This window comes from Streptomyces sp. NBC_01515 (genome assembly GCF_045040345.1).
Classification (GTDB): Bacteria; Actinomycetota; Actinomycetes; order Streptomycetales; family Streptomycetaceae; genus Streptomyces.
The window spans coordinates 5,699,780-5,725,930 of the sequence record NZ_CP109416.1 but is presented as its reverse complement, the minus strand read 5'-3'; the positions used below and the strand labels follow the sequence as shown (position 1 = coordinate 5,725,930).

The following is a 26,151-nucleotide window of genomic DNA, read 5'->3' as shown; positions in this document are numbered from 1 at the left end:
AGTGATCACGATGACCGAACTCGCGTCCCGTATAGCCGAGTTGATGCCTCGCGCGCAGGCCGACCTCACCGAGCTCGTCACGATCCCGTCCGTCGCCGACCCCCGCCAGTACCCGCCCGAGGAGTGCCACAAGGCCGCCCAGTGGGTCGTCTTCCTCGGCCACGGCGGCTCCATCCCGCTGTGCAACGTCCTCGCCGAGACCTACCCCCGCGCCGAGATCGTCCTCATGGGCGTCGAGGAACCCCGCTGCCTCATCCACGCCCCGAACGAGAGCGTCGACCCCTCGGAGATCGAGCACATGGCGCACGTAGAGGCGCTGTTCCTGCGGGAGTTCGCGAAGTCGCGGGGCCGCTGAGGGCACACCGGCACGCGTCGGCGCCGAGGATGCGTCAGTCGGCCGTGACGGACGTTCCGCCCCATTCCTCCGGGGCGACGTCGGCGAGCGTCTCCGAGAACGTCCAACGGTGGCCCGCGAGATCCTCGGCCGTGTACTGCCGTTCGCCGTACTCGAAGTCGGTCGGTTCCATGATGATGCGTGCGCCATGGTCCCGGGACCGCTCGTAGTGGGCAGCGACGTTCTCCACCCGGACCGTCACCGCGTGGGTGACCTCGCCGGGGCGCGGCGGGCGGCGATCATGCCCCACGTCTCCGACGATCACGGCACCGTCGCCGAACGCGAGCTGTGCGCGGTGGTCCTCCCCGATCCGGACCCGCTCGGCGAACCCGAAGGCCGCACCGAGCCAGGCGACCGCCTCGCGGACATCGGGATAGATCAGGACGGGGATGACCGTCGACGCCGGAATGGAGCGATTCGGCTTCATGGCTGGCTCCCGTCGTTCTGGCCGCGCCGCGCGACTGACGTACGTACGCACCAGCGGACGCGGAAGAAGGTCGTCCCACCTCGGCCCCAATTTACGCCCTAGTACCGCAGCGCCGTGCCGACGTCCGCCTTCACGCCGCCCGACAGCTCGCGGTTGCTGCGGGCGGTCGCCGTAGCGGACTTGTGGGACGGGACGTCGGAGACGGTGACGACGACAGTGTCGAGGAGATTGCCGCCGTCGTCCTTGAACTCGACCTGTACGGCGAAGGACTTGGCCGAGCCGTCGGTGTTGTCGACGGTGACCTCGACGGTGCTGCGGCCGGCCGAGTCGGTGGTGGGGGTGCCGAGTTGGACGGAGTCTTTCGCGTCGGCGCCGTTCTTCACGTTGTCGAGCTTGCGGCCGGCCTCGGCGGTGGCCGACGCGATCGCGCCGGTGGCCTGGGCGCCGATGGACGCGACGGCGGAGGCGGCCTTGCTGGCGACGGAGGAGGCAGTGCTGTCGTCGGAACAACCGGTCAACCCGGCCAGACCGGTTAGGCCGAGGGTGACAGCTGCCGCCACCCGCACCGCACCGCGCCTGTTCCAGGCCATGTCGCCTCCATGAGTGTCGGGTCGTCCCCCAGGTCGTCCCTCCAGTGAAGGGCCGATGCGGTACGGCCGCATGCGGGCGTCACCCGAACGGCACCGCACTGCTCGCGGCCCCGGACCATCGAGGGTGCGCTGGCAGTCACACGCGCGGAGGAGGCAGGGGTGACGGAACTCGACCGGCTGCGGGCGCGGGTGGCCGAACTGGAGGCGGAGCGGCGGCGGGGGCCGGGGCGCCGGGTGCGTTCGCTGGTCGCGATCCTGCTGGTCGTCGTCGGGTGCGTCCTCGCGCCGCTCGGCGTCGTGGCCGCGTGGACGGCGGACACGGTCGGGGACACGGACCGCTATGTGGCGACGGTCGCGCCGCTCGCCTCCGACCCGGACATCCAGAACGCCGTCGCGAACCGGGCGACGTCGGCCGTGATGGACCACCTCGACCTCACCGCCCTGCTGTCCGGCGCGGCACCCGACCAACGCCCGCTGGTGGAAAAGGCGTTGGGGGCGCTGGGCGGTTCGCTGGAGGACTCGGTCCGCGCCTTCGTCCATGACAAGGCGCAGGCGGTCGCGGCCTCGGACGCCTTCGCCACGATCTGGAAGGACGCCAACCGCCGTGTCCACAGCACTGTGGACAAAGCCCTGACCGGCAGCGGGGGCGGTGCGGTACGGCTCGACGACGGCGCGGTGACGCTCGACGTGGGCCCGGTCGTGGACCAGGTGAAACAGCGGCTGGTCGACGAGGGGATGACCGTCGCCGGGAAGATCCCCGAGGTTCATACGTCGATCACGCTGCTCAAGAGCGACGACCTGGCCAAGTACAAGACGTACTTCCGCCTCCTCCAACTCGCCGGTACCTGGCTGCCGTTGGTGGCGGTACTGCTGGTCGCGGCGGGCGTCCTGCTCGCGCGACGGCGTCGGCGCGCGCTGGTGACGGGCGCGCTGGGCGTCGCCGCCGCGACGGCCCTGCTGGGCATCGCGCTACGGATCTTCCGCGCCGTCTACCTGGACGCGCTCCCGGCGGGAGTGTCACCGGCGGCGGCCGGCGCGGTGTACGACGCGCTGACCCGTTTCCTGCACACGACCGTGCGGATGGTCGTGGCGCTGGGCGTGGTGGTCGCCCTGGGCGCCTGGCTGACGGGTCCGGGCCGCCGGGCCGGTCTCGTACGACGGCTGTGGACGTCCGGGATCGGGGCGGTGCGGGCGGTCGCCGACGGGGCGGGGCTGCGTACGGGACCGGTGGGTCCGTTCGTGCGCCGGTACCGGGTGTGGATCAGCTGGGTGCTGGTGGGCGGGGCGCTGCTGGCGTATCTGCTGTGGTCGTATCCGACGGGGTGGGTGGTGGTCGGGCTGGGGCTGGCGGTGCTGTTCGGGCTGGCGGTGGTGGAGTTCCTGGCGGCGGAACCGGGGCCGGGGCCGGAACCGGGGGCCGCTTCGGGTGTCACCCGTTCGGCGTAACTCCCCTGGTGGAGGGGTTGCCCCGGCCGGATGGTCGAAGCACCACACACCACAGAGAGGTGGGGTACGGCCATGACCCAGCAGCCGCACTCGACGCAGCAGCCGCACTCGCCGTCCGCCGGCGACCAGGAGAAGCCCCCGGCCTGGAACGACTCCGGCCAGGCGCCCGGCACCCGAGGCCACGTCCCGCCCCCGCCCGGCGGCGGCCTCGCGATGGGCGGCGCGGTCTTCGCCGGCGTCCTGATGCTGATGAACGGCGTCATCGCCATCCTCCAGGGCATCTCCGCGCTGGCCAAGGACGACGTCTACACCCGCGTCGGCGACTACATCTACAGCATCAACCTCACCGGCTGGGGCGTCATCCTGATCTGCCTCGGCGCGGTGGGCGCGATCACCGGCTGGGGCATCCTCCGGGGCATGAGCTGGGCCCGGGTCTGCGGCATCGTCCTCGCCAGCCTCAGCGCCATCCTCCAGTTCATGTTCCTCCCGTACGCGCCGGTCTGGTCGGTGATCATGATCGCGGTCGACGTGTTCGTGATCTGGGCACTGTCGGCGTACAGCCCGGCACGGGCCGGAGCGCAGCAGTAACACCTGTGAAAGCCCCGCACGGCAACGGAGCCGCGCGGGGCGCCGGAGGTTCTTACGAAACACGGACGTCCGGCGCCCGGAGCCGGTGCGGGGCGGCATCGGCGGGGGCGGGGTGCGAGGCTGGCCCCATGCAGCAGTCGTACGAGAAGGTCGGGAAGGCCGAGGGGACGGTCGGCGCCCGGGTACTGGTCGTCGATGACGATCCGACCGTCGCCGAAGTCGTCTCCGGGTATCTCGACCGGGCCGGGTATGTCGTGGAGCGGGCCGCGGACGGGCCGGAGGCGCTGGCCCGGGCCGACGCTCACTGGCCCGATCTCGTCGTGCTCGATCTGATGCTGCCGGGGATGGACGGGCTGGAGGTCTGCCGGCGGATGCGGGGGCGCGGGCCCGTGCCGGTGATCATGCTGACCGCCCGGGGCGACGAGGACGACCGGATCCTGGGCCTGGAGGTCGGGGCCGACGACTACGTCACCAAGCCGTTCAGCCCCAGGGAGCTGGTCCTGCGGGTGGAGTCCGTGCTGCGGCGGTCCCGGTCGCCGGTCGGGTCCGCCATACCGTTGAGCGCCGGGGGACTGGGCGTGGATCCCGCCGCCCGCCGCGCCACCAAGGACGGCGTCGAACTCACCCTCACCCACCGGGAGTTCGACCTTCTCACCTTCTTTCTTCGGCACCCGGGGCGGGTGTACGGGCGGGAGGACCTGATGCGCGAGGTGTGGGGGTGGGACTTCGGTGACCTGTCGACCGTCACCGTCCATGTGCGGCGGTTGCGCGGGAAGGTCGAGGACGATCCGGGCCGGCCGCAGTACATCCAGACGGTGTGGGGGATCGGGTACCGCTTCGATCCCACCGGCACCGAGGGGGACTGACCGGTCATGCGTGATGCCCTCCTCATCGCCCTGTTCGCCTTTCTCGGAGCCGCCGGCGCCGGAGTGCTCGGCGCCGGTGCCCTGTGGTTGCTGCGGCGCCGGTCGCTCACCGCTTCCGTGTCCGTCGTCGCCGCGGTCGCCGTGACCGCCATGCTCGCCGGGACACTCGCCGTCGCACAGGCGATGTTCCTCTCCCGGCACGACCTGTCCGTGGTCACGACCGTGGTCGCGATGGCCGCCGTCGTCTCTCTGCTCACCGCCCTGCTGCTCGGCCGCTGGGTCGTCGCCCGCAGCCGTGAACTCGTCCTCGCCGCCCGCGACTTCGGCGACGGCGGCGACTACTCGGCCCCCGCCCGCCCCGCCAATGCCGAACTCTCCGACGTCAGCCGCGAGTTGGCCGCCACCAGCGCCAAGCTGGCCGAATCCCGCGACCGCGAGCGGGCGTTGGAGTCATCGAGGCGCGAACTCGTCGCCTGGATCTCGCACGACCTGCGCACCCCGCTGGCCGGTCTGCGCGCGATGTCCGAGGCCCTGGAGGACGGGGTCGCCGCCGATCCCGGCCGCTACCTCCGCCAGATCCGCACCGAAGTGGAACGCCTCAACGACATGGTCGGCGACCTCTTCGAACTCTCCCGCATCCACGCCGGCTCACTCGCCCTCACCCGCTCCCGCATGTCCCTGTACGACCTGATCGGCGATGCCCTCGCCGGCGCGGACCCGCTCGCGCGCGAGTACGGCGTACGGCTGGTCGGCGACCGGATCGAACCGGTACCGGTCGAGGTCGACGGCAAGGAGATGAGCCGGGTGCTGGGGAATCTGCTGGTCAACGCGATCCGGCGGACGCCTGCCGACGGCACGGTGGCCATTGCCGCCGAGCGGTCCGCCGACGGGGTCGTGCTGTCCGTGACGGACGGCTGCGGTGGGATTCCCGAGGACGATCTGCCGCGCGTCTTCGACACCGGGTGGCGTGGCACCCACGCCCGGACCCCGCCCGCCGGGGCCGGGTTGGGGCTCGCCATCGTGCGCGGGATCGTCGAGGCGCATCAGGGGCGGGCCGCCGTACGGAACGTGTCGGGCGGCTGCCGGTTCGAGGTGACGCTGCCCGCGGCGGAGGTGTGAGCCGAACCCAGGGCGAACCTGCGGGGCGCACCCCTGCACCCCTGGATCCCTGCACCCCCGGGTCAGGTCACACGTGGCCTATGCCGCCCCCGCCGAAGGAACCGCTCCTCCCGGGCAGCCAGCGCAGCCGGCTCTGGTCCTTGCCCGTTCTCGTCCCGGAGTGATGGAGCTGGTACGGCATCAGCCGCTCCTTCTCCTCCGAGGCGACGGGCATCTCGTCGGGTTCCCGCATCTCGCGCATCTCGTGGACGGCGCCGCCCGCGGGGAGGTGGGGCTGCTCCTCGGGGAGCGGCCGTGGAAGTTCCTGGTCCCGGATCTTCATGCCGAAGTAGATGGCCCAGACCAGCGCGCCCACGATCAGCAGGCCACCGAGAAAGGCGGCACCCACGTCGAGGGTGTTGTGCGACGCGGCCAGCAGTTCGTACGTTGCCATGCTCATACTCCGAGTATCACTCTTTCGTGGGGAATGTGGTGATTCGGGTTAGATAGTCCGCCACTTCGGCCGGGTCCCGGGTCAGCAGCGCTATGTGGTTGTCGGGGCGGACCAGGACGAGGGCGGGGGTAGAGGTCCTGATGCCGTACGCGCGTCGGGCGTGACCCTCGTGGTCCCGCAGGTCACTGCCGCCGCCGTCCACCGTGAACGCCTGGAGCAGGTCGTCGTGCTCGGCCCCCAACTTGCCCACCGCGCCCGCGACTTCGGCGCCGAAGCCGAGCAGGGTGAAGCGCGGGTCCGCGTACACCTCGAAGAGCCGGACCGGGTTGCCGGACGCGTCCAGGCACGGGGCGTCGGGAGCACGGTCGCCGGGTCGGAGGACGGCGGGGTCGCCGGTGGCCGCGGGAGTGCCGGTGGCGGCGAGGGAACTCCAGCGGTAACCGGTGCCCATCGGCGGCGGGGCCGCGGCCTCGACACCGGTGCCGGGTTCCTTGACCGCCTCGCGGACCCGGGCGTACAGGTCGCTGCTGATGCCCAGGGTCCAGGCGGCCACCGGGAGGCGCTCCTCCTCGTAGGTGTCCAGGAGTCCGGGGCCCGCCTGCCCGGCGGTCGCGAGGGCGAGTTTCCAGCCCAGGTTGTAGGCGTCCTGGATGCCGGTGTTCATGCCGAGGCCGCCGGCGATCGGGTGGATGTGGGCGGCGTCCCCGGCCAGGAAGACCCGGCCGACGCGCATCCGGTCGACCATGCGGACGTTGACCCGCCAGAGGGAGAGCCAGGTCGGGTCGGTCAGCGTGACGCCGGGCACGCCCGCGTACCGGTCGAAGATCCGCTGGAAGCCCTCCAGCGACGGCGGCAACGGCTCGCCGCCCGCGTCGAGTTCGGGGCCCGCCTGGAACTGGAAGGAGTTCGTGCCGGGCATGGGGCAGAGCATCACTCCGCGCCCGTCCGACGCGAACCACTGGTGCCAGACGTCTCGGCTGATCCCCTCGGCCTCGACGTCGCCGACGACCATCGACTGCGTCTCGTCCGTCGTACCGTCGAAGCGCACCCCCATCGCCTTGCGCACCCGGCTGCGCCCGCCGTCGCAGCCGACGAGATAGCCGGCCCTGATGCGCTCGCCGTCGGCGAGGACGGCCGTGACACCGCCCTCGTCCTGCTCGAACCCGGTGACCTCCGTGCCGCGTTCGACGCCGACCCCGAACTCCGCGAGCCGCTCGCGCAGGAGCTTCTCCACCTGCCACTGCCCTATGAGGACCCCTCGCTCGTACGGCGCGTCGGGTGTGGGGCGGGCGTCCGCGAAGGGGTCGGTGTCGTTCACATGCGCGCCGTCGAAGTACTTGCGGAACGGCAGCCGTGTCGTCCCGGCGGCGAGGGCGCGTCCGGTGACACCGACGTCCTCCAGAACCTCCAGGGTGCGCGGCTGCAGACCCTTGCCCCGGGATTCCCGGTGCGGGGCCGGGGCCGCGTCCACGATCCGCACCCCCGCGCCGCGCCGGGCCAGCTCGACGGCGAGCGTGAGGCCGGTCGGTCCGGCGCCCACGATCAGCACGCCTTCGTTCCGTACAACGTCGTCGGTCATGAGGGTCCTCTCGTCGTCCCGCGTCCATGGAACACCGGTCGGCGAGAAAATGCAACCCAGTCTCAGAAGATTCTCGGTCTCATCCAATCCCGAGTCTCATTATTCTGGTAAAGTCGTCGGCATGGACGAACCCGCCGGTCTGCGCGAGCGCAAGAAGGAACGCACGCGGAACCTCATCGCTCAGGAAGCCCTGCGTCTCTTCCGCGCGCAGGGTTTCGACGAGGTGTCCGTCGTCGAGGTCGCGGCGGCGGCCGAGGTCTCCAAGGCCACGCTGTTCCGCTACTTCCCGACCAAGGAGGACCTGGTCCTGCACCGCTTCGCCGACCACCTCGGCGAAGCGGCCCGCGTGGTGCGGGAACGCCCGGCCGGACTGACCCCGACCGCGGCCCTGCGCGACCACTTCCTGGCCGGACTAGCCGCCCGGAACCCGATCACCGGCCTCAACGACCACCCCGAGGTGCTGTCCTTCCAGGACCTCGTCTACCGCACGCCCAGCCTCCACATCGGCATGAGGCAGCGGTACACCAGCCAGGACATCGACGCGCTCGCGGACGCCCTGCTGTCCGGCGGCGGCTCCGGTTCCGGCGGTGCGCCACCGATCGTCAGACGCCTGGCCGCGGCCCATCTGATCGCCGTACAGCAGGAGTTGGGGCAGGAGAACTGGCGGACGATCACGTCGGGACGGACCGCCGACGAGGCGTACGACGACGCGGTCGCGGCCGCGGAGGGGGCGTACGGGCAGCTCATGACGGGGCTGGACGCGGTGTAGCCGACAAGAGGGCGTTGATGAGTGCAGTGGCCGGGCGGCGGCGGGTGCCGGTGTGGCTGGGGGTCGGTGTGGTCGTGCTCGCGGTGGTGGGCGGCGGGGGTACCTGGCTGCTGCGGGACGAGCTGTTCCATCCGTTCGGGGACGCGCGGGCGTGCGACGGGAGCGACCTGCGACTGCCCGGTGCGATCACCGCCGGGGGCGCGACGATCCCCGCCGACGCGACCGACGTTCACTACTACACGCGGAACGGCGGCGCTCAGGTCACGTTCACGAGCTGGCGGACGAAGGACTACCTGAACCGCGCGGGCATCCTCCCGGGGGGAAAGGCCCTGTTCGACCCGAAGTACGGGACCAAATTCGAGGACGGCGACCCCGAGATCGCGCTGCCGGACGGCCTGTGCGGTAAGTCGCTGCGGGCCCCCGCCCGGCAGTACCACTCAACGGCCGCCAACGGCACCCGCGTTGACGTCACTGTCGAGGTGTCCACGCTGTACGACGACGCGTTCCGCGTACCGGCCCGGGTCGTGGTCGGCTGCACCACACCCTGAGCCGGTCCTCCGATGTCGGCGCGTGTCAGTTCTGGTGGACGACGTTCCGCCCCGGCCCGCCCGACAGGACGTCCGTGCCCGCGCCGCCCCACAGGGTGTCGTTGCCGGAGTTGCCGTAGATCGTGTCGGCGCCGGCGTCGCCGTAGAGGACGTCGTTGCCCGTGCCGCCGTAGATGAAGTCGTTTCCGGAACCGCCGTGGATCCTGTCGTTGCCGGTGCCGCCGGTCAGGCTCTGGGCGCCCGCGCCACCGGTGATGACGTCGTTGCCGGCCCCGCCGTCGGCAGCGTCGCCGCTGGTCGTGATGGTGTCGTTGCCGTTGCCGCCCTGGGCGATGGTCCCCGCGGCGGCCCTGAGGGTGTCGTTGCCGTCGTCGCCCCAGCCCACCGAGTACGTGCCCAGGGTGAGGGTGTCGTTGCCGGTGCCGCCCGCGATGTAGTTGCCGTCGACGCCGCCGTCGTCGGTGGCCTTGTCGTTGCCGGCGCCCAGGTCGACCGAGGCGAAGTTGTAGGTCTGGTCGGTCCTGTTGTGGTAGGCGAGGGTGTCGTTGCCGTTGCCGAGCGTCAACTGCAAGGTGGGGTAAGGGTCTTGGCTGTCCAGCGTGGTGACCGTGCAGAGGACCTTGGTGTGGTCCGAGGCGCTGGGGTACGAACAGCCCGTGCCCGCCTTGATGGTGACCACGTCGTCGATGAGATACGAGATCTTCTCGGTGCCGGTCACCCTGGTCGCGGTGACGGTCACCTTGTTGGCCTGGCCCGCGGCGGCCGTGTAAATGACCTCCTGGCCACCGGAGTTGAGCGCGGCGGTGGCCGGCGCCGTGGCCGCGTCCGCCGTCCCGGCGAGGAACAGCGGGGCGGCCAGCGCGGTGCCGAGCGCGAGCGTCAGCGCCGAAGCGGAACGCGGCGTACGGCGACGGGAAGAACGACGGGAAGAACGACAGGGCATCGCACAACCTCCGTGGGACGTAAGGGGAGTTGACGGAAATCAAGGTGCCCGAAACCGGTGGATCCGGATCCCGGCACAGCGTCTGACCGCCCCTCCGTGTCCTTGGTTGTGCGTCCTGTCGCCCGGGTGTCGCATCCCCGTGAAGTGTCAGCCGTGATTCAGCGCGAGTTCACGAACTGGCCCGCCGATCCACCACAACCATCCCTAGGGGCGCGCCAGTTCGGTCGCGTCGCGGCGGAACGCCCACCGCAACTCCGGTTCCATGGCGAAGCGGAAGAGCCGCCGCACGGGCGGGGTGCACAGCGCGGTCACGACGACGGCGGCGACCGCGGTCACCGTGACCTCGCCGAGGGGGCCCCGCATCCACGAAGGGTCGTACCAGCCCCAGGACTTGGCGCCCTGCGCGACGAACCCGTGCAGCAGATAGCCGTAGAGCGTGCCCGCGCCCAGGGCGGTGAACCAGGTGCGGCGGCGCGGCACCCAGGCGAGGAAGCAGGCGACCAGGAGCGTCGAGCAGGCGAACAGGGCCAGCGTCATGAGCGGCCCTTCCCAGTCGGGCGCGCCGAGTTGCTCCGCGCTCGCGTTGTGGAAGAGCCAGGCGTAGTCGAAACGCGGGACCGACCAGTACGCCGCCGCGAGCGCGACGACGAACACCGGCACCGCCAACTGCCGTACCTCCGGCCGCCGTACGAGCTGGAAGTGCTCCGGCTTCAGACACAGCCCGAGCACGAAGTACGGCAGGAACTGCAACACCCGTTGCAGATCAAGGTCGTTGCCGATGGAGGGGGAGAGCGTCGCCAGCATCGCGATTCCCAGCGCCACCGGCAGCGGCCGGCGTACGTGCTTCCAGATCGGCGTGGTGAGCCGCCAGACGAAGAGCGCCGCGAGGAACCACGTCAGGTACAGCGGGTCCAACAGGCTGATGGCGCGGTCGGGTTGGTGGTCCGTCCAGCGCGTGTACAGCGTGTACGCCGTCTCGAACACGACGTACGGCACCACAACTCCCCCCAGCAGCCGCCTGATCTGCGGCGGGGTCGCCCGGAAGCTGCGCGAGAAGTACCCGGAGATCACGATGAACGCCGGCATGTGCACGGCGTAGACGAGCGTGTACAACGCGGTGACGCTACGGCTGCTCGACCGCAGCGGCTCCCAGGAGTGGCCGATCGCCACCAGCACGATCGCCAGGTACTTGGCGTTGTCGAAGAAGGGGTCGCGTTGCTTTCCGGGGACGCGCTCCGACGCGGTGGGTTCCGCCGCGGGGGCGGTGGGGCTGGGGGACAGCCCGGTGCGACCGTGGGCCTGGGCGGAGCCCGAGGTCTCGGCGGAGGCGGCGGAGGCGGTGGAAGAAGCACGCATTCGCCTCGCCTCACCGCTCAGAGGCGGTTCAAACATCCCGCACGCCTCTTTTTCCTCACCCGCTTCTCGCCCTCTCCTTGCCGAGAGGCCGAGGACACCGCCGACGCGGCCACTTGGGCGGCCGGCTCTACCTGGCGGTCAGGAACCGACCGCCAGGATCGGACAGTCAGGGCGGAGCCGCTGGTCAGCCCTCCTTGGGCCCCGCCTGCTGCACCACCTCGAACGTCCACAGCGTCGCGTCCGTCGCGGCGGGCTTCGGCCGCTCACCCTGCGGGGCACCCGGTGCGGATCCCTGCGCGGACCCGCCCCCGGGCCCACCCCGGTGCGCGGCCTGCCCCATCCCCGACATCCAGTTCTGGAAGTCCTCCTCGGCGCGCCAGCGCGTGTAGACGAGGTAGGTGTCGGTGCCCTCGACGGGGCGGAGCAGCTCGAACCACTCGAAGCCGTCCGAGCCGTCCACCGTCCCGGCCCGGTTCGCGAAGCGCTTCTCCAGGGTCTCGCGCTGCTCTTCGGGGACGGTGAGTACGTTGATCTTGACGATGCTCATGGGCCCATTCTTCAACAGGCGGGGCCTCAAGGCCGCAGGCCCTCCCGGAACGTCCGCCGATACGCCTCCGGCGGCACCCCCAGCACCCGGTTGAAGTGCCGCCGCAACGTCGCCCCGCTGCCCAGCCCACAACTCGCGGCGACCTGGTCGATCCCCTGGGCGGTCCGTTCGAGCAACTCCTGGGCGCGGTTGACCCGTTGGACGAGGAGCCACTGGAGGGGGCTCGTGCCGGTGACCGCGTGGAAGTGGCGGGTGAGGTTGCGCGGGCTCATCGCCGCGTGCCGGGCGAGGTCGGTGACCGTGAGCGGCTCGTCGAGGCGGGCCGTCGCCCAGGACAGTAGTTCCGTGAGGGCGTGTTCCGTGCCGTGCGACACCGGTGCCGGGATGAACTGGGCCTGCCCGCCCAGCCGGTGGGGCGGTACGACCAGTGTGCGGGCGAGCGTGTTCGCCACCGCCGCGCCGTGATCGGTGCGTACGACGTGCAGGCACAGGTCCATCGCCGCCGACTTGCCCGCCGAGGTGAGCACGGTGCCCTCGTCGACGTAGAGCACGTCGGGTTCGACCTGGACCTGGGGATGGCGGGCGGCCAGGACGTCGGTGTGCGCCCAGTGGGTGGTGGCGCGGCGCCCGTCCAGCAGTCCGGCGGCGGCCAGCACGAAGGCACCCGTGCAGAGCGAGACGATCCGGGCGCCGGCCTCGTGGGCATCCCTAACTGCCTCTACCAGTGTGGGCGTTGGCTCCTCGTCCACGTCGTGGCAGGCCGGGACGATGACCGTGTCGGCGGTGGCGAGCGCGTCGAGTCCGTGCCGGGTGTCCGCCCGCAGCCAGCCTCCGACCCCGGCTGCGGCCGGACCGCACACGGTCAGCTCGTACCAGGGTTCGGCGATTCCCCGGTCCACCCCGAACACCTCGTAGGCGGAGGCGAGTTCGAAGAGCGGGGTGCCGTCCGCGACGGCCAGTGCCACCCTGTGCCCCGCCTGCACTCCATCTGTGTCCATGTCCGAAACTGTACGGGCATCGTCATTCCAGCCACTGGAGCGCGGAGCGCCCGACCGCCACCCTTGATTCATGACCACGGATCACCGCACCCAGCCGAGCACCACCCCCGCGACTCCCGCGTCCCTCACAACTCCCGCCCGCGTCACCGTCATTGGCGCCTACGGCCACACCGGCCGCTTCGTCGTCGCGGAACTCCGGCGTCGTGGTCTCCTCCCGATCCTGTCGGGGCGTGACCCCCAACGGCTCGCCGCGCTGGGGGAGTTGTACCCGGACCTGGAGACCCGCCCGGCCACGGTCGACGACCCCGCCTCCCTCGACCGCGCCCTCGTTGACGCGGACGCGGTGATCAACTGCGCGGGCCCGTTCGCCTCGACGGCGGCTCCGGTGATCGACGCGGCACTGCGCGCGGGTGTGCCGTACCTCGACGTCACCGCCGAGACGGAGGTGGTGCTCGACACGATCGCCGCCTACGGCGACCGCGCCCGCGAGGCCGGTGGCCTGGTCGTCCCGGCGGTGGCGTTCTACGGCGGTCTCGGCGACCTCCTCGCGACGGCGGCGATCGGCGACTGGAAGACCGTAGACGGGGACGGGGACGGGGACGGACACCGACAGGGAGCCGCAGCCGCAGCCGCAGACAGGATCAGCATCGCCTACGCCCTCAGCGACTGGCGCCCCACCGACGGCACGCGCGTCACGGGCCAGGTGTCGTCGGGCCGTCGCTCCGGTGGCCGCATCCTCTACGCGGACGGCCGTCTGCAGAGCCGTTCCGGTGACGCACCCCGCGCCGACTGGACGTTCCCGGACCCGATCGGAACCCGGCCCGTGGTCGGCGAGTTCACGATGGCCGACAGCGCGACCATCCCAACTCACCTCTCCGTACCGGACATTGACACCTGCATGACGGTGTCCGCCGTAGAGGACCTGCGTTCCGCCGACACGTCGGGGCCCGTCGCCGTGGACGACTCCGGCCGTTCCGCGCAGACCTTCCTCGTCGAGGTCGTGGCGACGCGCGACGGGGAGACCCGCCGTGCCGTCGCCTCCGGCCAGGACATCTACGCGGTCACCGCACCCCTCGTCGTGGAGGCGGCCTGCCGGGTGCTCGCCGATCCGCACCGGCCGTCCGGGGTGGTCACCGCCGGTGCCCTCGCGGACGCGCGCGGCTTCCTCGGCGCGCTGGCGCCGGGGCACTTGACGCTCGACTTCACGAACTGACATGACGCCGGGGGCGGTTGTGCGTCGAACGGCCGCCTCCAACCGCCCTCTTTCGGGTGATCTGCGAGCCACATAACAGACGTAACGTTTCCTCACTTCGCTCGCTGAGCTGCGCTTTTGCGGAAAACTGGCCGAAACTGGTCAGGTGTTCGAATCGCGTCACGCCCCCGCCCCGATCTTGATCCGATCTACAGTCATGGCGCTCGTCCAAGATCACTTCCCCATCGAGGCGTGTGTGACCTTCCGACTGCCCAGCGCAGCCCCGCTCTTGAGAACGCCGCAGACGGCCGTCCTTGAGGGCATCGCCGGTTTCGTCCCCCCGGACGCGGTGCCGAACCACGCCCTGCCCGCCGCGTGGGACGTCGACGACGCCTGGGTCCGCCGGCGCACCGGCATCGGCGAACGCCGCCGCGCGGCACCGGGCGTGACCACCGGCGACCTCGCGCTGGAGGCGGCCGGCCGCGCGCTCGCGGTCGCCGGCGGACCCCTGGTCGACGCCGTGATCGTCGCCACCTCCACCCCCGACCGGCCGATGCCCGCCATGGCACCCCGCCTGACCACCCGCCTCGGCCTCGGCGAGATCGCCGCGTGGGACGTCTCCGCCGCGTGCAGCGGTTTCGTCTACGGCCTCGCCGCCGCCGTCGGCGCCCTGACCTCGGGGTGTGCCGACCGGGTCCTGCTGGTCGCGGCCGAGGTGTACTCGACGCTGCTGGACCCGCAGGATCGTTCCGCCGGAATCGTGTTCGGCGACGGCGCGGGGGCGGTGGTCCTACGGCGCGGTGAGCGCGACGAGCCGGGTGCCGTGCTGGCGCTGGATCTCGGCAGCGACGGTTCGGGCGAGGAGCTGATCCAGGTGCCCGGCGGGGGTGCGCGGGAGCGTGCCCGGCCCGGTGAATTCGGCCCGGGCGACCGTTACTTCCGTATGCGGGGGCGAGAGGTGTTCCAGCATGCGGTGACCCGTATGACCCAGTCCGCCCACACCGTGCTCAAGCGCGCGGGCTGGGCGGCCGAGGATGTGGACCGGTTCTGCGCCCATCAGGCGAACGCCCGCATCCTGTCCGCCGTCGGCGACCGCATCCCGGTACCCGGCGAACGGCACGTCACCAACATCGCGCGCGTCGGCAACACCGGCGCCGCGTCCATCCCGCTGGCCCTGGCCGACGCCGCCGCGCGGGGTGAACTCCGCGCGGGGGAAAGGGTGTTGCTGACCGCGTTCGGCGCCGGTCTCACCTGGGGCTCGGCGTCCCTGGTGTGGCCGGAGCTACCGACCGTGCCGGACATCGACGCTACCGGCACGGATGCCGCGACCGTAGCCGCTGCCAGCCCGGCCGTAGCCGCTGTCAATCCGGCTGCACCCGCCGCCGACCCGGCCGTAGCCGCCAATCCGGCCGTAGCCGCTGCCGCCGACCCGGCCCTGCGGACCCAGATCGCTTGAGACCCGCCCCGCTTGAGACCCGCCCTGCTTGAGCCAGCCCCGCTTGGGACCCACCTCGCGTGAGACCGACCCCGCCTGAGACCGACCTCGCTTGAGACCCGCCCTCGCTGAGACCCAACCCGCCTGAGACCGCGCCTGCCTGAGCCCAACCCCTCCCGTCCCCGAACGTGCCCGTCCACCGGCGTCTGCCCTGCAAAAAACAGGTCGGACGCCTCGGTTCCGGAACTCCACTCACCCCTGAGCCCCACCCCACCCCACCCCTCCCCTCGCCCGTCGAAAGGACCCCCCATGTCCCCCGCCCAGACCGCCGTGACCGCCGTACTCACCGAGAAGTTCGAGGTCAGTGCCGAGAGCATCCGGCCGGAGGCCACTCTGGAGAGCCTCGATCTCGACTCGCTCGCGCTGGCCGAACTCGCTCTGGCGCTCCAGGAGCAGCTCGGGGTTCCGGTTGCGGAGGAAGAGGCCGCCAAGCACAGCACCGTGGGTGAGCTCGTCGCCGCGCTGAACGCCAAGCGGGAGCGATGAACGCTGCGTCCGCGCCCGTGTCCGTCACCGGCCTGGGGCTCATCACCCCGGCCGGGGTCGGCCGCGAGGAGACCTGGAAGGGGGTCCTGAGCGGGCGGTCCGCCGGTGCCACGGACCCCGAACTCAAGGGCTGCGCCGTGGACTTGTCCTGCCGCATCCCGCTGATGACCCCGGAGCAGGCGCGGATCGGCGGCGGCAAGGCCTGGCGCATGGGCCGGTTCAGCCAGCTCGCCGTGCTCGCGGCGCGCGAGGCCGTCGCCGACGCCGGGCTCGACCCGGCCGGGTGGGACGGGGCGCGGGTCGCCGTGGTGATCGGTTCGGGGCTGGCCGGGGCCGCGCATCTGGAGGACCAGACGGTCCGCCATCACCAGGGCGGTCCCGAACTGGTGTCGCCCACGCTCGTGCCCATGCTGATCCCCAACATGGCTGCCGGGGAAGTGTCGTTGGACCTCGGCGCCCATGGTCCGTCCCTGGCGACCGAGACCGCGTGCGCCTCCGGGGCCAGTGCCCTGGCGGTCGCACGGGGGCTGCTGCTCGCCGGGCTGTGCGACATCGCGGTGGCGGGTGGCACGGAGGCGGCCGTCACCCCGGTGATCGCGTCGGGCTTCCAGCGGATGGGCGCGCTGTCGTCCCGGGTCGACGAACCGGCCGCCGCCTCACGGCCGTTCGCGGCGGACCGGGACGGGTTCGTGATCTCCGAGGGCGCCGCGATCCTCGTCCTGGAACGGGAGGCGGACGCCCGCGCCCGTGGCCAGCGGCGGTACGCCCGTCTCGCGGGGGCCGGTCAGACCTCCGACGCGCATCACCCGACCGCCCCTGCCCCGGGGGGAGTTCACGCCGAGGCCGCGCTGCGGTCGGCGCTCGCGGAGGCGGGGCTCGGGCCTGCGGACGTCGATCACGTCAACGCGCACGGGACCTCGACCCCACTCAATGACCTGACCGAGGCGGAGTTGATCGCGCGGGTGCTGCCGCACCGGCCAAGTGTCACCGCGGCCAAGGGAGTTATGGGCCACAGCCTCGGCGCGGCCGGTGCGATCGAGGCGGCGCTCACCGCCCTGACCGTGCACCGCTCCACCGTCCCGCCGATCGCCAACCTCACCCCGGACAACCTCCCCTTCGACCTGGACTGCGTCACGGGCGCACCCCGCGAACAGCGCGTCCGGGCCGCCGTCAGCCACTCCTTCGGGTTCGGCGGGCACAACGTGGTGCTGCTCCTCACCGCCGAGGACTGAGCCGAGGACCGAGCCGGGGCCCGAGCCCAGACCCACGACCGAGGAGGGACCAATGACCGTACACAGCACCATCGTTCACGCCACCGTCCACATCCCCGAAGGACGCCAGACCGTGGCCGCCGTGGAGGACCGGTTCCGGGCGGGCAGCCCCGCCGTACCGCTCTCGCGCGGGGTGCTCCAGCGCATGTACGGACTGGCGGAACGCACCGTGGCCGACGATCAGGAGCAGCCCTCCGACCTGGCCGCGCACGCGGCCCGGCGCCTGTTCGAGGACACCGGCACCGGACCGGGCGACGTCGACCTGCTCCTCTACGCCGGCATCCTCGCCGACATGGAGGAGCCGGCCACCGCTCATGTCGTCGCCGACAAACTCGGCCTGGGCTGCCCGGTGTTCGACCTGAAGAACGCCTGCAACGGAGTCCTCAACGCCCTGGAGGTCGCCGACGCGTTCATCCGGAGCGGGCAGTACCGGCGGGTGCTGGTGACCACCGCCGAGGTCAGCACCCGGGAGAGCCGCTGGCAACTGGACGACCCCGCCGACCTGTTGACCGCGCTGCCCAGCCTCAGCACCGGCGACATGGGCTCGGCCCTGCTGGTGGCGGCGGGTGACCGGCCCGGCATCCTCGGCTCCCGGTTCTTCGCCAACTCCTGGGGCTGGCGCGCGGCGACCCTGCCCAACCCGTACGCGCAGCACCGCACACTCGGCCATCTCCGCATCGACTCCGCCCAGTTGGTGGGGTCGTTCGAGGGGCTGCCCGGCAAAGTGCGGGGCGCGCTGCGGGAGTTGGGCGTCGAGGGCGACGACCTCGACCTCGTCTGTGTGCACCAGCCGTCGGTGCCGTTCACCAAGGTCGTCTGCGACTGGGTGGGCGTGGACCCGGGCCGCATCCTGGCCACCTTCCCCACCCACGGCAACGTGGCGACCAACACCATCCCCCTCCAGCTCGCCGCCGCCCTCGACAGCGGCCGCCTCCATCGCGGCGACCTGGTGGGCATGTTCGGCTTCGCGAGCGGGGCGAGTGCGGGGGTGGTCGTGTGCCGCTGGTGACCGCCGCCGGCCCACCACGACAACTCCCCGGCCCCCGACACCGTACGAACGTGAAGGCACCATGACCCCGACCCGTACCCCCCGCATTCCACCCCTCCCTCCCGCCCAATGGCCCCCGGTCCTGCGGTCGTTGCTCGCCGACTCCCGGCAGGACGGTCCCGGCCGGGAGAACCTGTTCGGTACCCTCGCCCACCACCCCGTCCTCGCCCACGCCTGGCTCTCCCTCGCCCGGGTCCTCACCCACGAGGGCACCCTCGGCCACCGCAGACGCGAGTTGATCGTGCTGCGGGTCGCGCATCGGCTCGACGCGCCCTACGTCCACGGTCGGCACCGCGCACGGGCCGAGGACGCGGGACTGACGGAAGTGGAGATCGACGCGACGGCGGCCGACCCGGCCGTCCACCCCTGGCAGCCGGAGGACCGGGCCCTCCTGGAGGCGGCGGATCTGCTGGCCGTCAACTCCTCCATCCCCGAAGGACTTTGGGACCGGCTCGCCCGCGCTCTCAACGCCGAGCAGCTCGTCGAACTCCTGGTCCTGGCCGGCCAGACGGCCACCATGTGTACGACGCTCAACACCCTCCGCACCCCCTCCGACCGGCGGCCCTCGCTCACCGTGCTCCTGGAACGGGACCGCTGTTGCAGCGCGGGTCAGTGCGTCGGCGTGGCGCCCGAGGTGTTCGAGCAGGACGAGTCGGACGGCCGGGTCGCGCTGCTCGTCCCGGAGCCGGACGCGCGGTACGCCGACGAGGTGCGCTTCGCCGCCGACCTGTGCCCCAGCGGGGCCATCACGCTCGTCGACCACGAGGAGACAGCCCACCCATGACCGCCACCACCCTCACCGCCGCGGCCATCAACCTCCCTGCCCCCTACGGCAGTTGTCCCTTTTCCCCGCCGCCCGCCTACACCGCCGTCGCCCGCGAGGCCGCCGTCTCCCGTGCCGTGCTGCCGGACGGCACCGCGTGCTGGCTGGTCACCGGGTACGACGAGGTACGGGCCGTGCTGGCCGACGCCCGGTTCAGCGCGGACGCGCGCACACCGGGGTTCCCGTTCCTGTCCGCCGGGCAGCGTGAACTGGCCACCGCCAAGCCGAGTTTCATCCGCATGGACGACCCCGAGCACGCCCGCCTGCGCCGCATGGTCACCAAGGACTTCCTGGTCAGGCGCATCGAGGAACTACGCCCGGGTATCCAGGACATCGTCGACCGGGCCGTGGACCGCATGACCGAGGGCCGCACCTCGGCCGACCTGGTGGCGGACTTCGCGCTGCCGGTCCCGTCACTGGTCATCTGTCTGATGCTGGGGGTGCCGTACGAGGACCACGACCTGTTCCAGTCGCTCAGCCGGACGCTCCTCGACAACCGCACCACCCGCCCGGAGGCGGAGCGGGCGCACGCCCAACTCATGGGCTATCTGACGGAGTTGGCGGAGCGCAAGCGTCGCGAGCCCGGTGACGACATCCTCAGCCGGCTCGCCGCCCGCGAGGACCTGACCGACCAGGAGACCGCCTCGCTCGGCTTCCTCCTCCTGGTCACCGGGCACGAGTCCACCGCGAACATGACGGCCGTCAGCGTGCTCGCCCTGCTGCGCCGCCCCGGCCAGGCGGAACTCCTGCGCGCGAACCCGGAGTTGGTGCGCGGCGCCGTAGAAGAACTCCTGCGGCACCTCACGATCATCCACCTCGGTCTCGGCCGGGCGGCGACCGAGACCGTGCGGGTGGGCGAGGTGACGATCCCGGCGGGCGAGGGCGTGATCTGCATGCTGTCCACCGCCAACCGCGACGAGCAACTCTTCGCGTCCGGCGCCGACTTCGACCTCACCCGCGACGCCCGCCGCCACGTCGCCTTCGGCTACGGCATCCACCAGTGCCTGGGCCAGACCCTGGCCCGCGTGGAACTCCAGATCATCCTCACGACCCTGCTGCGCCGCCTGCCCGCCCTGCGCCTCGCCGTGCCTGCGGATCAACTCACCTACAACCAGGACGCCATCGTGTACGGGCTGCGGGAACTTCCGGTGACCTGGGCGGCACAGGTCAGGCACTCCAGCGGGGCGGACGTTTCTCGGTGAACGCCCGGCTGCCCTCGACGGCGGACGCCGTGCCGAACACGGGCGCGCTGAGCGGGTCCTGCACGGCGAAGGCGTCGCGGTCGGCCAGGCCGTGGGTGTCCTGGACGATCTGTTTGGTGACGCGCACGGCCTGGGGCGAGTGTGCCTGGACGCGGGCCGCGAGCGCGAGCGCGGCGTCGAGTGCCTTGCCCTCGGAGGTCAGCTGGTTGACCAGTCCGTACCGCGCCGCGGTCGCGGCCGGCAGCGGCGCGGCCGTCAACAGGAGTTCCATGGCCAGGTGATGGGGCAGCCGGCCGGGCAGCCGTACGGCCCCGCCCTCGGCGGCGATCAGACCGCGGGCCACCTCGGGGAGCGCGAAGAAGGCGGTGTCGGCGGCGGTCACCAGGTCGCAGGCGAGGGCGAGTTCGAAGCCCCCGGCGACGGCCGCGCCCTCGACGGCGGCGATCAGGGGCTTGCGGATCCGGGCCCGGGTCAGTCCCGCCAGTCCCCGGTCGGCGACGACCGGGACGCCCTCGGTGGGGAACGCCTTGAGGTCCATGCCGGAACAGAAGTGGCCGCCGCTGCCGGTGAGGACGCCGACGGTGAGCGCGGGGTCCGTCTCCAGCTCGGTCAGGGCGGCGTCGACGGCGGCGGCCAGCCGCCGGTCGATGGCATTGCGGACGTGCGGCCGGTTGAGCGTGATGATCAGGGTGCCGTCCTGCCGGGCGGTCACCACCACGGGGCCGGGAGCGGGCGCGGGGTCCATGGCGCGGTGCCCTTTCTCAGATGTCGCTGCTCAGATGTCGCTACTCAGATGTTGCTTCTCAGGCGCTGCTTCGCGGGGTCCGGTTCTCAAGTGCGGCTTCTCGGGCGCCGCTTGTCGGGTTCGTCAGCGGCGGACGACGGGCAGCGCGGCGAGTCCGCGCATCACGCGGGTCGGCCGCCAGGACAACTCGTCGGCGGGCTTGGCCAGTTGGACCGAGCCCAGACGTTCCAGCAACAGCGGGAAGGCGACGGCGCCTTCGAGGCGGGCCAGGGCGGCGCCGATGCAGAAGTGGGGGCCGTGGCCGAACGCGAGGTGGTTGTTGGGGCTCCGGCCCAGGTCCAGCCGGTCCGGGTCCGGGAAGCAGGTCCCGTCCCGGTTGGCGGAGCCGATCAGGAGACTCACGATGTCCCCCGGGGCGATCAACTGGCCATGCAGCAGGACCGGTTCGGCGGCGCACCGGAACGTGGCGTCCCGTACCGGAGAGTCGTAGCGCAGCAACTCCTCGACGGCGGTGGCGACGAACTCCGGTCCGGCCTCGGGGCCGGTGAACCGTGCGGCCTGGCCGGGGTGGCGCAGCAGGGCGAGTGTGCCGTTGCCGATGAGGTTCATGGTGGTGTCGTGTCCCACCAGGAGCAACAGGTAGGCGGTGGAGCGCAGTTCCTCCTCGCTCATCGCACCGGTCTCGTCACCGGCCCGCACGAGCGCCCCCAGCAGGTCCACCCCGCTCTGCTCACCGCCCGCCCGCTTTCCGGCGATCAGGGTGTCCAGCAGGGCGTGCAGCTCGCTCTCGGCGTGGTCCGGGCCGGTGCCGGGGGCGATGGTGGCCATGAGGGTGTCGCGGGTCGCCGGGGTGTCGAGTTCCGCCGGGACGCCGAGGATCGCGCAGATCATGCGGAACGTCAGCGGCGCCGCGAAGTCCGCGATCACATCCACGTGCGGGTTCCGCTCGACCCGGTCCAGCAGCCGGTGCGCGACCTCGGCGACGACGGGTTCCAGGCGGGCGATGCGACGGGGTACGAACGCCGTGTTCACCAGGGTCCGCAGCCTGGTGTGGTCCGGCGGATCGGCGTGCACGAGATGCCGGTTGAGCCCGGCCGGTCCCGGCACGTAGCCGGGAACCCGGCCGGGGTCCTTGCTCAGCCGGTCGTCGCTCAGCAGAGCCCGCACATCGGCATGGCGGGAGATCTGCCACACCGCGGGCCGACCGGGCCGGCGCTCCGCATGAGCGGGCGCGTGCCGGCGGAGCCAGGCGAAGTACGGGTACGGATCGCTCGCCCGCGCCGCGAGGAGTTCGGCGGGCGGACGGGCGACTGCGTCGGCGGGCATGGGCACTCCGGCTGGGCATCGGTGAGCGCCGCCCCGGTGACGAGGCGAACGCCTCCCTAACGATCGGCCGGGGCAACCGATGCGCGCCGGTGACGACCGTCGTCGTACCGTCCGCCGCGTCGGTCAGAAGACCCGCCCGAGGTCCCGCCGCACGATCGTCCGCATGCTGTGTTCCGCGAGCGCGGCGATGGTCATGGACGGGTTGCGGGCGCCGGTGGCGCCCGGGATGCGGGCGCCGTCGAGGACGTAGAGACCCTTGTGGCCGAGGACGCGGCCGTAGAGGTCGACGGCGTCTCCCACCGGGACGCCGCCCAACGAGTGTCAGGTGGACGGGGTTTGGGCGTTGGCGTCGATCACGAGGCCGCCGCCCGCGGCGAGGGCGGTAACTCCCGTCTGCCGCCTTCACCAAACGGGCATGTAATTCTCGGAGGAGAGAGTCATGCTGTCGATCGGGTGTCCCCGAAGCGTGTGGCGGTTCGGGGTGGGTCCCTTCGAAGTCCGGTGAATCCGATCACCCTCAAGTGCCCGGTCTGTACACTCCGTTACCCGTCGGAACCGTGTGTGAGGGTGAGAGGTGGGACGGTGTCGGTGACGCCTGCGGCCGGGGACAGGATCGACGGCCGGTACCTCCTGCACGAGCCCATCGGCACCGGCGGCATGGGCGTCGTATGGCGGGCCTGGGACGAGCGGCTGCAACGCTGGGTCGCCGTCAAGTGCGCCCGCCTGGACGACGATCGGGCCACACGACGGCTCATGGGCGAGGCGCGCAACGCGGGGCGGCTGCACCACCCGAACATCGTGGCCGTCTTCGACTACATCGACGAGGGCACCACCTGCTGGATCGTCATGGAGTACGTCCCCTCCCGCAGCCTCGCCCAACTCATGGCGGCACGCGGCCCGTTGGCACCCGAAGAGGCCGGGTCGATCGGCTGCCAGATCGCGGACGCGCTGGTGAAGTCGCACCGCGCGGGCGTGGTGCACGGCGATGTGACCCCGGAGAACATCCTCGTCACGGACGAAGGCGTCGCCCGACTAACCGACTTCGGGATCTCCCGGGCCCTGGGCAACGACGCCACGCAGAGCACGACCGGCACCGTGCGCGGCAAACCTCGTTACCTGGCACCGGAGTTGGCGAAAGGACAGCCCGCCGGCGAGAAGGCGGACGTGTTCTCCCTGGGTGCCTCGCTGTTCGCGGCGGTCGAGGGGCAGTCGCCGTACGGAGAGGCCGAGCACCTCATGACCTATCTGGCCCGGGCCGTCGAGGGACGCATCGAACCCACCCGCCGGGCCGGTCAACTCACCGAGCCACTGGTCGCGTTGCTGGCGGTGGACCCCCGGGACCGGCCCGACGCCGCGCACGCCCGGAAGCTGCTGACCCGCGCCGCACCGCCGCCCGCGCACCTCCAGGAACGGCTGGACGACCGCCGCACCCTGCACCTGGAGTCCTCGACACTCCGGCTGGGCCGGCTGTCCCGCCGTACCCGGGACGTCCTCACCCTCTCGCTGCCGCGCCGCGTTCGACGACGCCCCGTGGCGGTCACCGCGGTGTCGCTGGTGACGGCCGCCGCTGTCGCGGGCGGCCTCGTCCTCTTCGGCCCGTGGGACTCAAAGGGCGTGCACGACAAGGGTGTTGGCCTGGCCGACGCGAAGCCCTCGGCCTCGGCGCGGGCCGGCACCATCGGCGACGAGCGTACGGCCGACCCCTGCGGGCTGATCGACGCGGCCTCGCTGAGCCGCTTCGGTCACACCGGACTCGACCCGGACTACGGCGAGATCGACCGATGCGACGTCCTGGTGCGCAACACCAGCGGTGACGACATCGCGGACGTCCAGGTCAACCTCGACGCGGACCGGGACGACTTCGACGACATCCGGTCCACCCGCCTGGTCGGCAGCCTCACGGTCGTGACCGTCAAGCGGGACGGGGAGACCTGCGAACGGGCCGTCCTGCCCACCGACGGCACGCAGATCAGGGTCATCGGAAGGCAGTTGGCCCCGTCGTCGCCCGACCCGTGCCAACTGGCCGACGCCGCCACCGATCACGTGGTCGGCGTCCTGGCCGACGGCCCGGTACCCCGCCGCGCGTCGGCACCGGCCGCGAACTCCCTGGCCCGGCTGAACGCGTGCACGCTCCTCGACGCCGCCGACCTCAAGAGGGTGCCCGGCGTCCAACTCGCCAACCAGGAACCCGGGTTCGGCTCCTGGGACTGCGACTGGTCCAGCGACGACGGCAAGCGCGAGGTGGAGATCCAGTTCAGCCGGGACAACTCGCTCGACGCCGACGACGGGACGCTCGTGAACGTCGCCGGCACCAAGAGCTACTACGTCGCGGACGAGGCCGAGGACGACAGCTGCACCGTACGGACTCCGCACCGCGCCTACACGGACTCCGTCGGCGAGGACACCACCGAACTGTTCCAGCTGACCGTGTACGCACCACAGCCCGGCAAGCAACTGTGCGACACGGCAGCCGAGTTGGCGGTGACGGTCGTAGGGAACGTCGCGAGGGAACTTCCGGTGCGGTGACGGTTCGGCGTCGACGGCCGGGCTCGTCCGGCGGGTCTCAGGGCTGGACGGGCATGGTCCAGCAGTTGGAGCCCGTGGACCTGCCCGCGAGGCGGTCGGTGAGCCAGGAGATCGCGGCGCCCTGGTCGGTGAGCAGGGGGGCGAAGTGATTGAGGAGCGCGCTGCCGACACTGGGCAGGACGACGGCCTTGTAGGTGACATTGCCGCCCAACGCGCACCAGTCGAGGGCGAGTTGGCGGGCCTGCGCGTGCGGGACGAGGTTGTCGCTGACGCCGGTCGCGAGCCGGACGGGCCCGGAGGGCTTCAGCGTGCCGATGCGCTGCTCGTCAAGGAACTCCCGCAACGCGGGAGTTGAGGCGATGATGTCGCTGATGGACGAGCCGTCGGTGGTCCAACTGCTGCTCCGCGTATAGCCGTAGCCGAGCAGGGCGTCCGCGACACACATGGTCGACAGATCGGTGAGCGCGGCCTTCCCGGCATCGTTGAGATGCGCCTCGGCGAGCGGCTTCAGAGCCGGGTCGGACTGCAGGAACCCGTTGAGCGACCAGCCGAGCGCGCCCGCGAGTTCGCTGCCGTCGATGGCCTTGGTGACGGAGGTCAGATCGGCGGGCGGGGCACCGGCGTAGGTTCCGGCGAGGGTGACGTCGGGGGCGTAGGAGGACTGGAGTTCGGCGGCGGCGGCGGTCGCTCCGCCGCCCTGGCTGTAGCCGTAGAGCCCGACGGGCGAGTCGGCGGTGACCGAGGTGCCGGTCACCGAACGGGCCGCGCGTACGGCGTCCAGCACCGCGTGCGCCTCGTCGATCCGGTTGACGTAGGTGTGCAGCCGGTCGGTGGCGCCGAGTCCGACGTAGTCGGTGACGACGACGGCGACGCCCTCGGCGAGGAGCCGGTAGATCGCCAGATCCTCGTAACCCACCGACACGGTCTGGCTGTTGAGGGACAGCGGGTGCTCCAGCCCCATGGACGCGGAGCACTGGTCGCCCTGTCCCAGGGTGCCGGGGGCGACGGCGACGAGGGGGCGCGGGCCGGTGCCGGGCCAGTCGGCGGACGGTTCGATGTAGGCACCGGTGACGGCGACGGGCTGCCCGTTCGAGTCGGTGGACTTGTACATCAGGCGGGTCGCGGTGCCGGGCAGGGTGCTGCCGTCGAGGCCGGGCAGGCTCAGGGCGAGGGGGAGGGGCTCGCTGCGGACGAGGGTGCCGTCGGCGGCGGGCAGGGTGGTGGGCGGGTTGTAGAACTCGGGGATGGTGACGCCTCGGGAGACGACCTCGGCCGAGGCGGTCGCGGGGCCGGCGGTCGTGAGGGCGAGGGCCTGGGTGGTGAGGCAGGCCGCCGCGGTGATCGCGGCGGCGAGCAGGTTTCGTTTGCGTGCGGGCATGCGTGCGGGCATGCGTTCGGGCATGGCGAACCTCCTGTGGAGCGGCCGTCCGGAGA

At 71.8% G+C, this 26,151-nt stretch carries 27 protein-coding genes; 15 read left to right on the top strand and 12 right to left on the bottom strand.

Going from position 1 to position 26,151, the window contains the following annotated elements:
* Position 1: 1 nt before the first annotated feature.
* The gene (locus OG407_RS25635; protein ID WP_405861543.1) at positions 2-355 is read left to right on the top strand and encodes a hypothetical protein; all 354 of its coding nucleotides are present in this window, start codon (positions 2-4) and stop codon (positions 353-355) included.
* Between the two features lie 34 nt (positions 356-389).
* Here the strand turns inward: OG407_RS25635 and OG407_RS25630 are convergent, their stop codons facing one another.
* Both OG407_RS25630 and OG407_RS25625 read right to left on the bottom strand, forming a co-directional pair.
* On the bottom strand, positions 390-821 hold the full coding sequence (locus OG407_RS25630; RefSeq protein ID WP_405861541.1) for a VOC family protein: 432 nt from the start codon (positions 819-821) through the stop codon (positions 390-392).
* Positions 822-919: 98 nt separating this feature from the next.
* The gene (locus OG407_RS25625; RefSeq protein ID WP_405861539.1) at positions 920-1,411 is read right to left on the bottom strand and encodes a hypothetical protein; all 492 of its coding nucleotides are present in this window, start codon (positions 1,409-1,411) and stop codon (positions 920-922) included.
* Between the two features lie 159 nt (positions 1,412-1,570).
* Here OG407_RS25625 and OG407_RS25620 point away from each other — a divergent pair, with 159 nt between their 5' ends.
* The 4 genes from OG407_RS25620 (at position 1,571) to OG407_RS25605 (ending at position 5,430) form a co-directional block, all read left to right on the top strand.
* A complete protein-coding gene (locus OG407_RS25620) occupies positions 1,571-2,857 on the top strand; it encodes a hypothetical protein (protein ID WP_405861537.1) in 1,287 nt (428 codons plus the stop codon).
* 72 nt (positions 2,858-2,929) lie between these two features.
* The gene (locus OG407_RS25615; RefSeq protein ID WP_405861535.1) at positions 2,930-3,445 is read left to right on the top strand and encodes a hypothetical protein; all 516 of its coding nucleotides are present in this window, start codon (positions 2,930-2,932) and stop codon (positions 3,443-3,445) included.
* 128 nt (positions 3,446-3,573) lie between these two features.
* A complete protein-coding gene (locus OG407_RS25610) occupies positions 3,574-4,311 on the top strand; it encodes a response regulator transcription factor (RefSeq protein WP_405861533.1) in 738 nt (245 codons plus the stop codon).
* A gap of 6 nt (positions 4,312-4,317) precedes the next feature.
* Positions 4,318-5,430 (top strand): sensor histidine kinase, encoded by a 1,113-nt coding sequence (locus OG407_RS25605; protein WP_405861532.1) that lies wholly within the window; start codon positions 4,318-4,320, stop codon positions 5,428-5,430.
* A 67-nt stretch (positions 5,431-5,497) separates the two neighbouring features.
* On the opposite strand, the gene OG407_RS25600 is transcribed toward OG407_RS25605, so the two are convergent.
* Together OG407_RS25600 and OG407_RS25595 are read right to left on the bottom strand one after the other, a co-directional pair.
* Positions 5,498-5,869, bottom strand: coding sequence for a DUF6479 family protein (locus OG407_RS25600; protein WP_403602288.1), 372 nt, complete (start codon positions 5,867-5,869; stop codon positions 5,498-5,500).
* 10 nt (positions 5,870-5,879) lie between these two features.
* The gene (locus OG407_RS25595) at positions 5,880-7,442 is read right to left on the bottom strand and encodes an FAD-dependent monooxygenase (RefSeq protein WP_405861530.1); all 1,563 of its coding nucleotides are present in this window, start codon (positions 7,440-7,442) and stop codon (positions 5,880-5,882) included.
* A gap of 121 nt (positions 7,443-7,563) precedes the next feature.
* Between OG407_RS25595 and OG407_RS25590 the strand changes: the two genes are divergently transcribed.
* Together OG407_RS25590 and OG407_RS25585 are read left to right on the top strand one after the other, a co-directional pair.
* Positions 7,564-8,211, top strand: coding sequence for a TetR family transcriptional regulator (locus tag OG407_RS25590; protein ID WP_405861528.1), 648 nt, complete (start codon positions 7,564-7,566; stop codon positions 8,209-8,211).
* A gap of 17 nt (positions 8,212-8,228) precedes the next feature.
* The gene (locus tag OG407_RS25585) at positions 8,229-8,759 is read left to right on the top strand and encodes a hypothetical protein (protein ID WP_405861526.1); all 531 of its coding nucleotides are present in this window, start codon (positions 8,229-8,231) and stop codon (positions 8,757-8,759) included.
* A gap of 25 nt (positions 8,760-8,784) precedes the next feature.
* Here OG407_RS25585 and OG407_RS25580 read toward each other — a convergent pair whose 3' ends face one another.
* The 4 genes from OG407_RS25580 to OG407_RS25565 form a co-directional block, all read right to left on the bottom strand.
* Positions 8,785-9,702 (bottom strand): calcium-binding protein, encoded by a 918-nt coding sequence (locus tag OG407_RS25580; protein WP_405861524.1) that lies wholly within the window; start codon positions 9,700-9,702, stop codon positions 8,785-8,787.
* Positions 9,703-9,906: 204 nt separating this feature from the next.
* Positions 9,907-11,058, bottom strand: coding sequence for an acyltransferase family protein (locus tag OG407_RS25575; RefSeq protein ID WP_405861522.1), 1,152 nt, complete (start codon positions 11,056-11,058; stop codon positions 9,907-9,909).
* A 184-nt stretch (positions 11,059-11,242) separates the two neighbouring features.
* Complete coding sequence (locus tag OG407_RS25570) at positions 11,243-11,605, bottom strand: antibiotic biosynthesis monooxygenase family protein (RefSeq protein ID WP_405861520.1); 363 nt, start codon at positions 11,603-11,605, stop codon at positions 11,243-11,245.
* 26 nt (positions 11,606-11,631) lie between these two features.
* On the bottom strand, positions 11,632-12,603 hold the full coding sequence (locus OG407_RS25565; protein WP_405861518.1) for a helix-turn-helix domain-containing protein: 972 nt from the start codon (positions 12,601-12,603) through the stop codon (positions 11,632-11,634).
* A gap of 70 nt (positions 12,604-12,673) precedes the next feature.
* Between OG407_RS25565 and OG407_RS25560 the strand changes: the two genes are divergently transcribed.
* The 7 genes from OG407_RS25560 (at position 12,674) to OG407_RS25530 (ending at position 20,120) form a co-directional block, all read left to right on the top strand.
* A complete protein-coding gene (locus tag OG407_RS25560; protein WP_405861517.1) occupies positions 12,674-13,816 on the top strand; it encodes a saccharopine dehydrogenase family protein in 1,143 nt (380 codons plus the stop codon).
* 235 nt (positions 13,817-14,051) lie between these two features.
* Entirely contained in the window at positions 14,052-15,251 is a 1,200-nt protein-coding gene (locus tag OG407_RS25555) for a beta-ketoacyl-ACP synthase III (protein WP_405868588.1), read from the top strand.
* A 288-nt stretch (positions 15,252-15,539) separates the two neighbouring features.
* Positions 15,540-15,776, top strand: a complete 237-nt coding sequence (locus tag OG407_RS25550) for a phosphopantetheine-binding protein (RefSeq protein ID WP_033284078.1) — start codon at positions 15,540-15,542, stop codon at positions 15,774-15,776.
* Positions 15,773-17,008 (top strand): beta-ketoacyl-[acyl-carrier-protein] synthase family protein, encoded by a 1,236-nt coding sequence (locus OG407_RS25545; RefSeq protein ID WP_405861516.1) that lies wholly within the window; start codon positions 15,773-15,775, stop codon positions 17,006-17,008. Before OG407_RS25550 ends, OG407_RS25545 begins: the two co-directional genes overlap by 4 nt.
* A gap of 52 nt (positions 17,009-17,060) precedes the next feature.
* Positions 17,061-18,056: a 3-oxoacyl-ACP synthase III family protein gene (locus tag OG407_RS25540; protein ID WP_405861514.1), complete on the top strand. Its 996-nt coding sequence runs from the start codon at positions 17,061-17,063 to the stop codon at positions 18,054-18,056.
* Positions 18,057-18,117: 61 nt separating this feature from the next.
* Positions 18,118-18,879: a carboxymuconolactone decarboxylase family protein gene (locus OG407_RS25535; RefSeq protein ID WP_405861512.1), complete on the top strand. Its 762-nt coding sequence runs from the start codon at positions 18,118-18,120 to the stop codon at positions 18,877-18,879.
* Positions 18,876-20,120 carry a cytochrome P450 gene (locus OG407_RS25530; protein ID WP_405861510.1) on the top strand — a complete coding sequence of 415 codons (1,245 nt, stop codon included), beginning with the start codon at positions 18,876-18,878 and terminating at the stop codon, positions 20,118-20,120. Before OG407_RS25535 ends, OG407_RS25530 begins: the two co-directional genes overlap by 4 nt.
* Here the strand turns inward: OG407_RS25530 and OG407_RS25525 are convergent.
* The 3 genes from OG407_RS25525 to OG407_RS25515 all read right to left on the bottom strand — a co-directional run bounded on the left by OG407_RS25525 (position 20,086) and on the right by OG407_RS25515 (position 22,506).
* Positions 20,086-20,865 carry a crotonase/enoyl-CoA hydratase family protein gene (locus tag OG407_RS25525; protein WP_405861508.1) on the bottom strand — a complete coding sequence of 260 codons (780 nt, stop codon included), beginning with the start codon at positions 20,863-20,865 and terminating at the stop codon, positions 20,086-20,088. The genes OG407_RS25530 and OG407_RS25525 overlap by 35 nt on opposite strands.
* A 123-nt stretch (positions 20,866-20,988) precedes the next feature.
* Positions 20,989-22,191, bottom strand: coding sequence for a cytochrome P450 (locus OG407_RS25520; protein ID WP_405861506.1), 1,203 nt, complete (start codon positions 22,189-22,191; stop codon positions 20,989-20,991).
* Positions 22,192-22,314: 123 nt separating this feature from the next.
* A complete protein-coding gene (locus OG407_RS25515; RefSeq protein WP_405861504.1) occupies positions 22,315-22,506 on the bottom strand; it encodes a GMC oxidoreductase in 192 nt (63 codons plus the stop codon).
* Positions 22,507-22,773: 267 nt separating this feature from the next.
* Here OG407_RS25515 and OG407_RS25510 point away from each other — a divergent pair, with 267 nt between their 5' ends.
* Positions 22,774-24,717: a serine/threonine-protein kinase gene (locus OG407_RS25510; protein ID WP_405861502.1), complete on the top strand. Its 1,944-nt coding sequence runs from the start codon at positions 22,774-22,776 to the stop codon at positions 24,715-24,717.
* A gap of 37 nt (positions 24,718-24,754) precedes the next feature.
* On the opposite strand, the gene OG407_RS25505 is transcribed toward OG407_RS25510, so the two are convergent.
* The gene (locus tag OG407_RS25505; protein WP_405868586.1) at positions 24,755-26,095 is read right to left on the bottom strand and encodes a lipase family protein; all 1,341 of its coding nucleotides are present in this window, start codon (positions 26,093-26,095) and stop codon (positions 24,755-24,757) included.
* Positions 26,096-26,151: the final 56 nt, after the last annotated feature.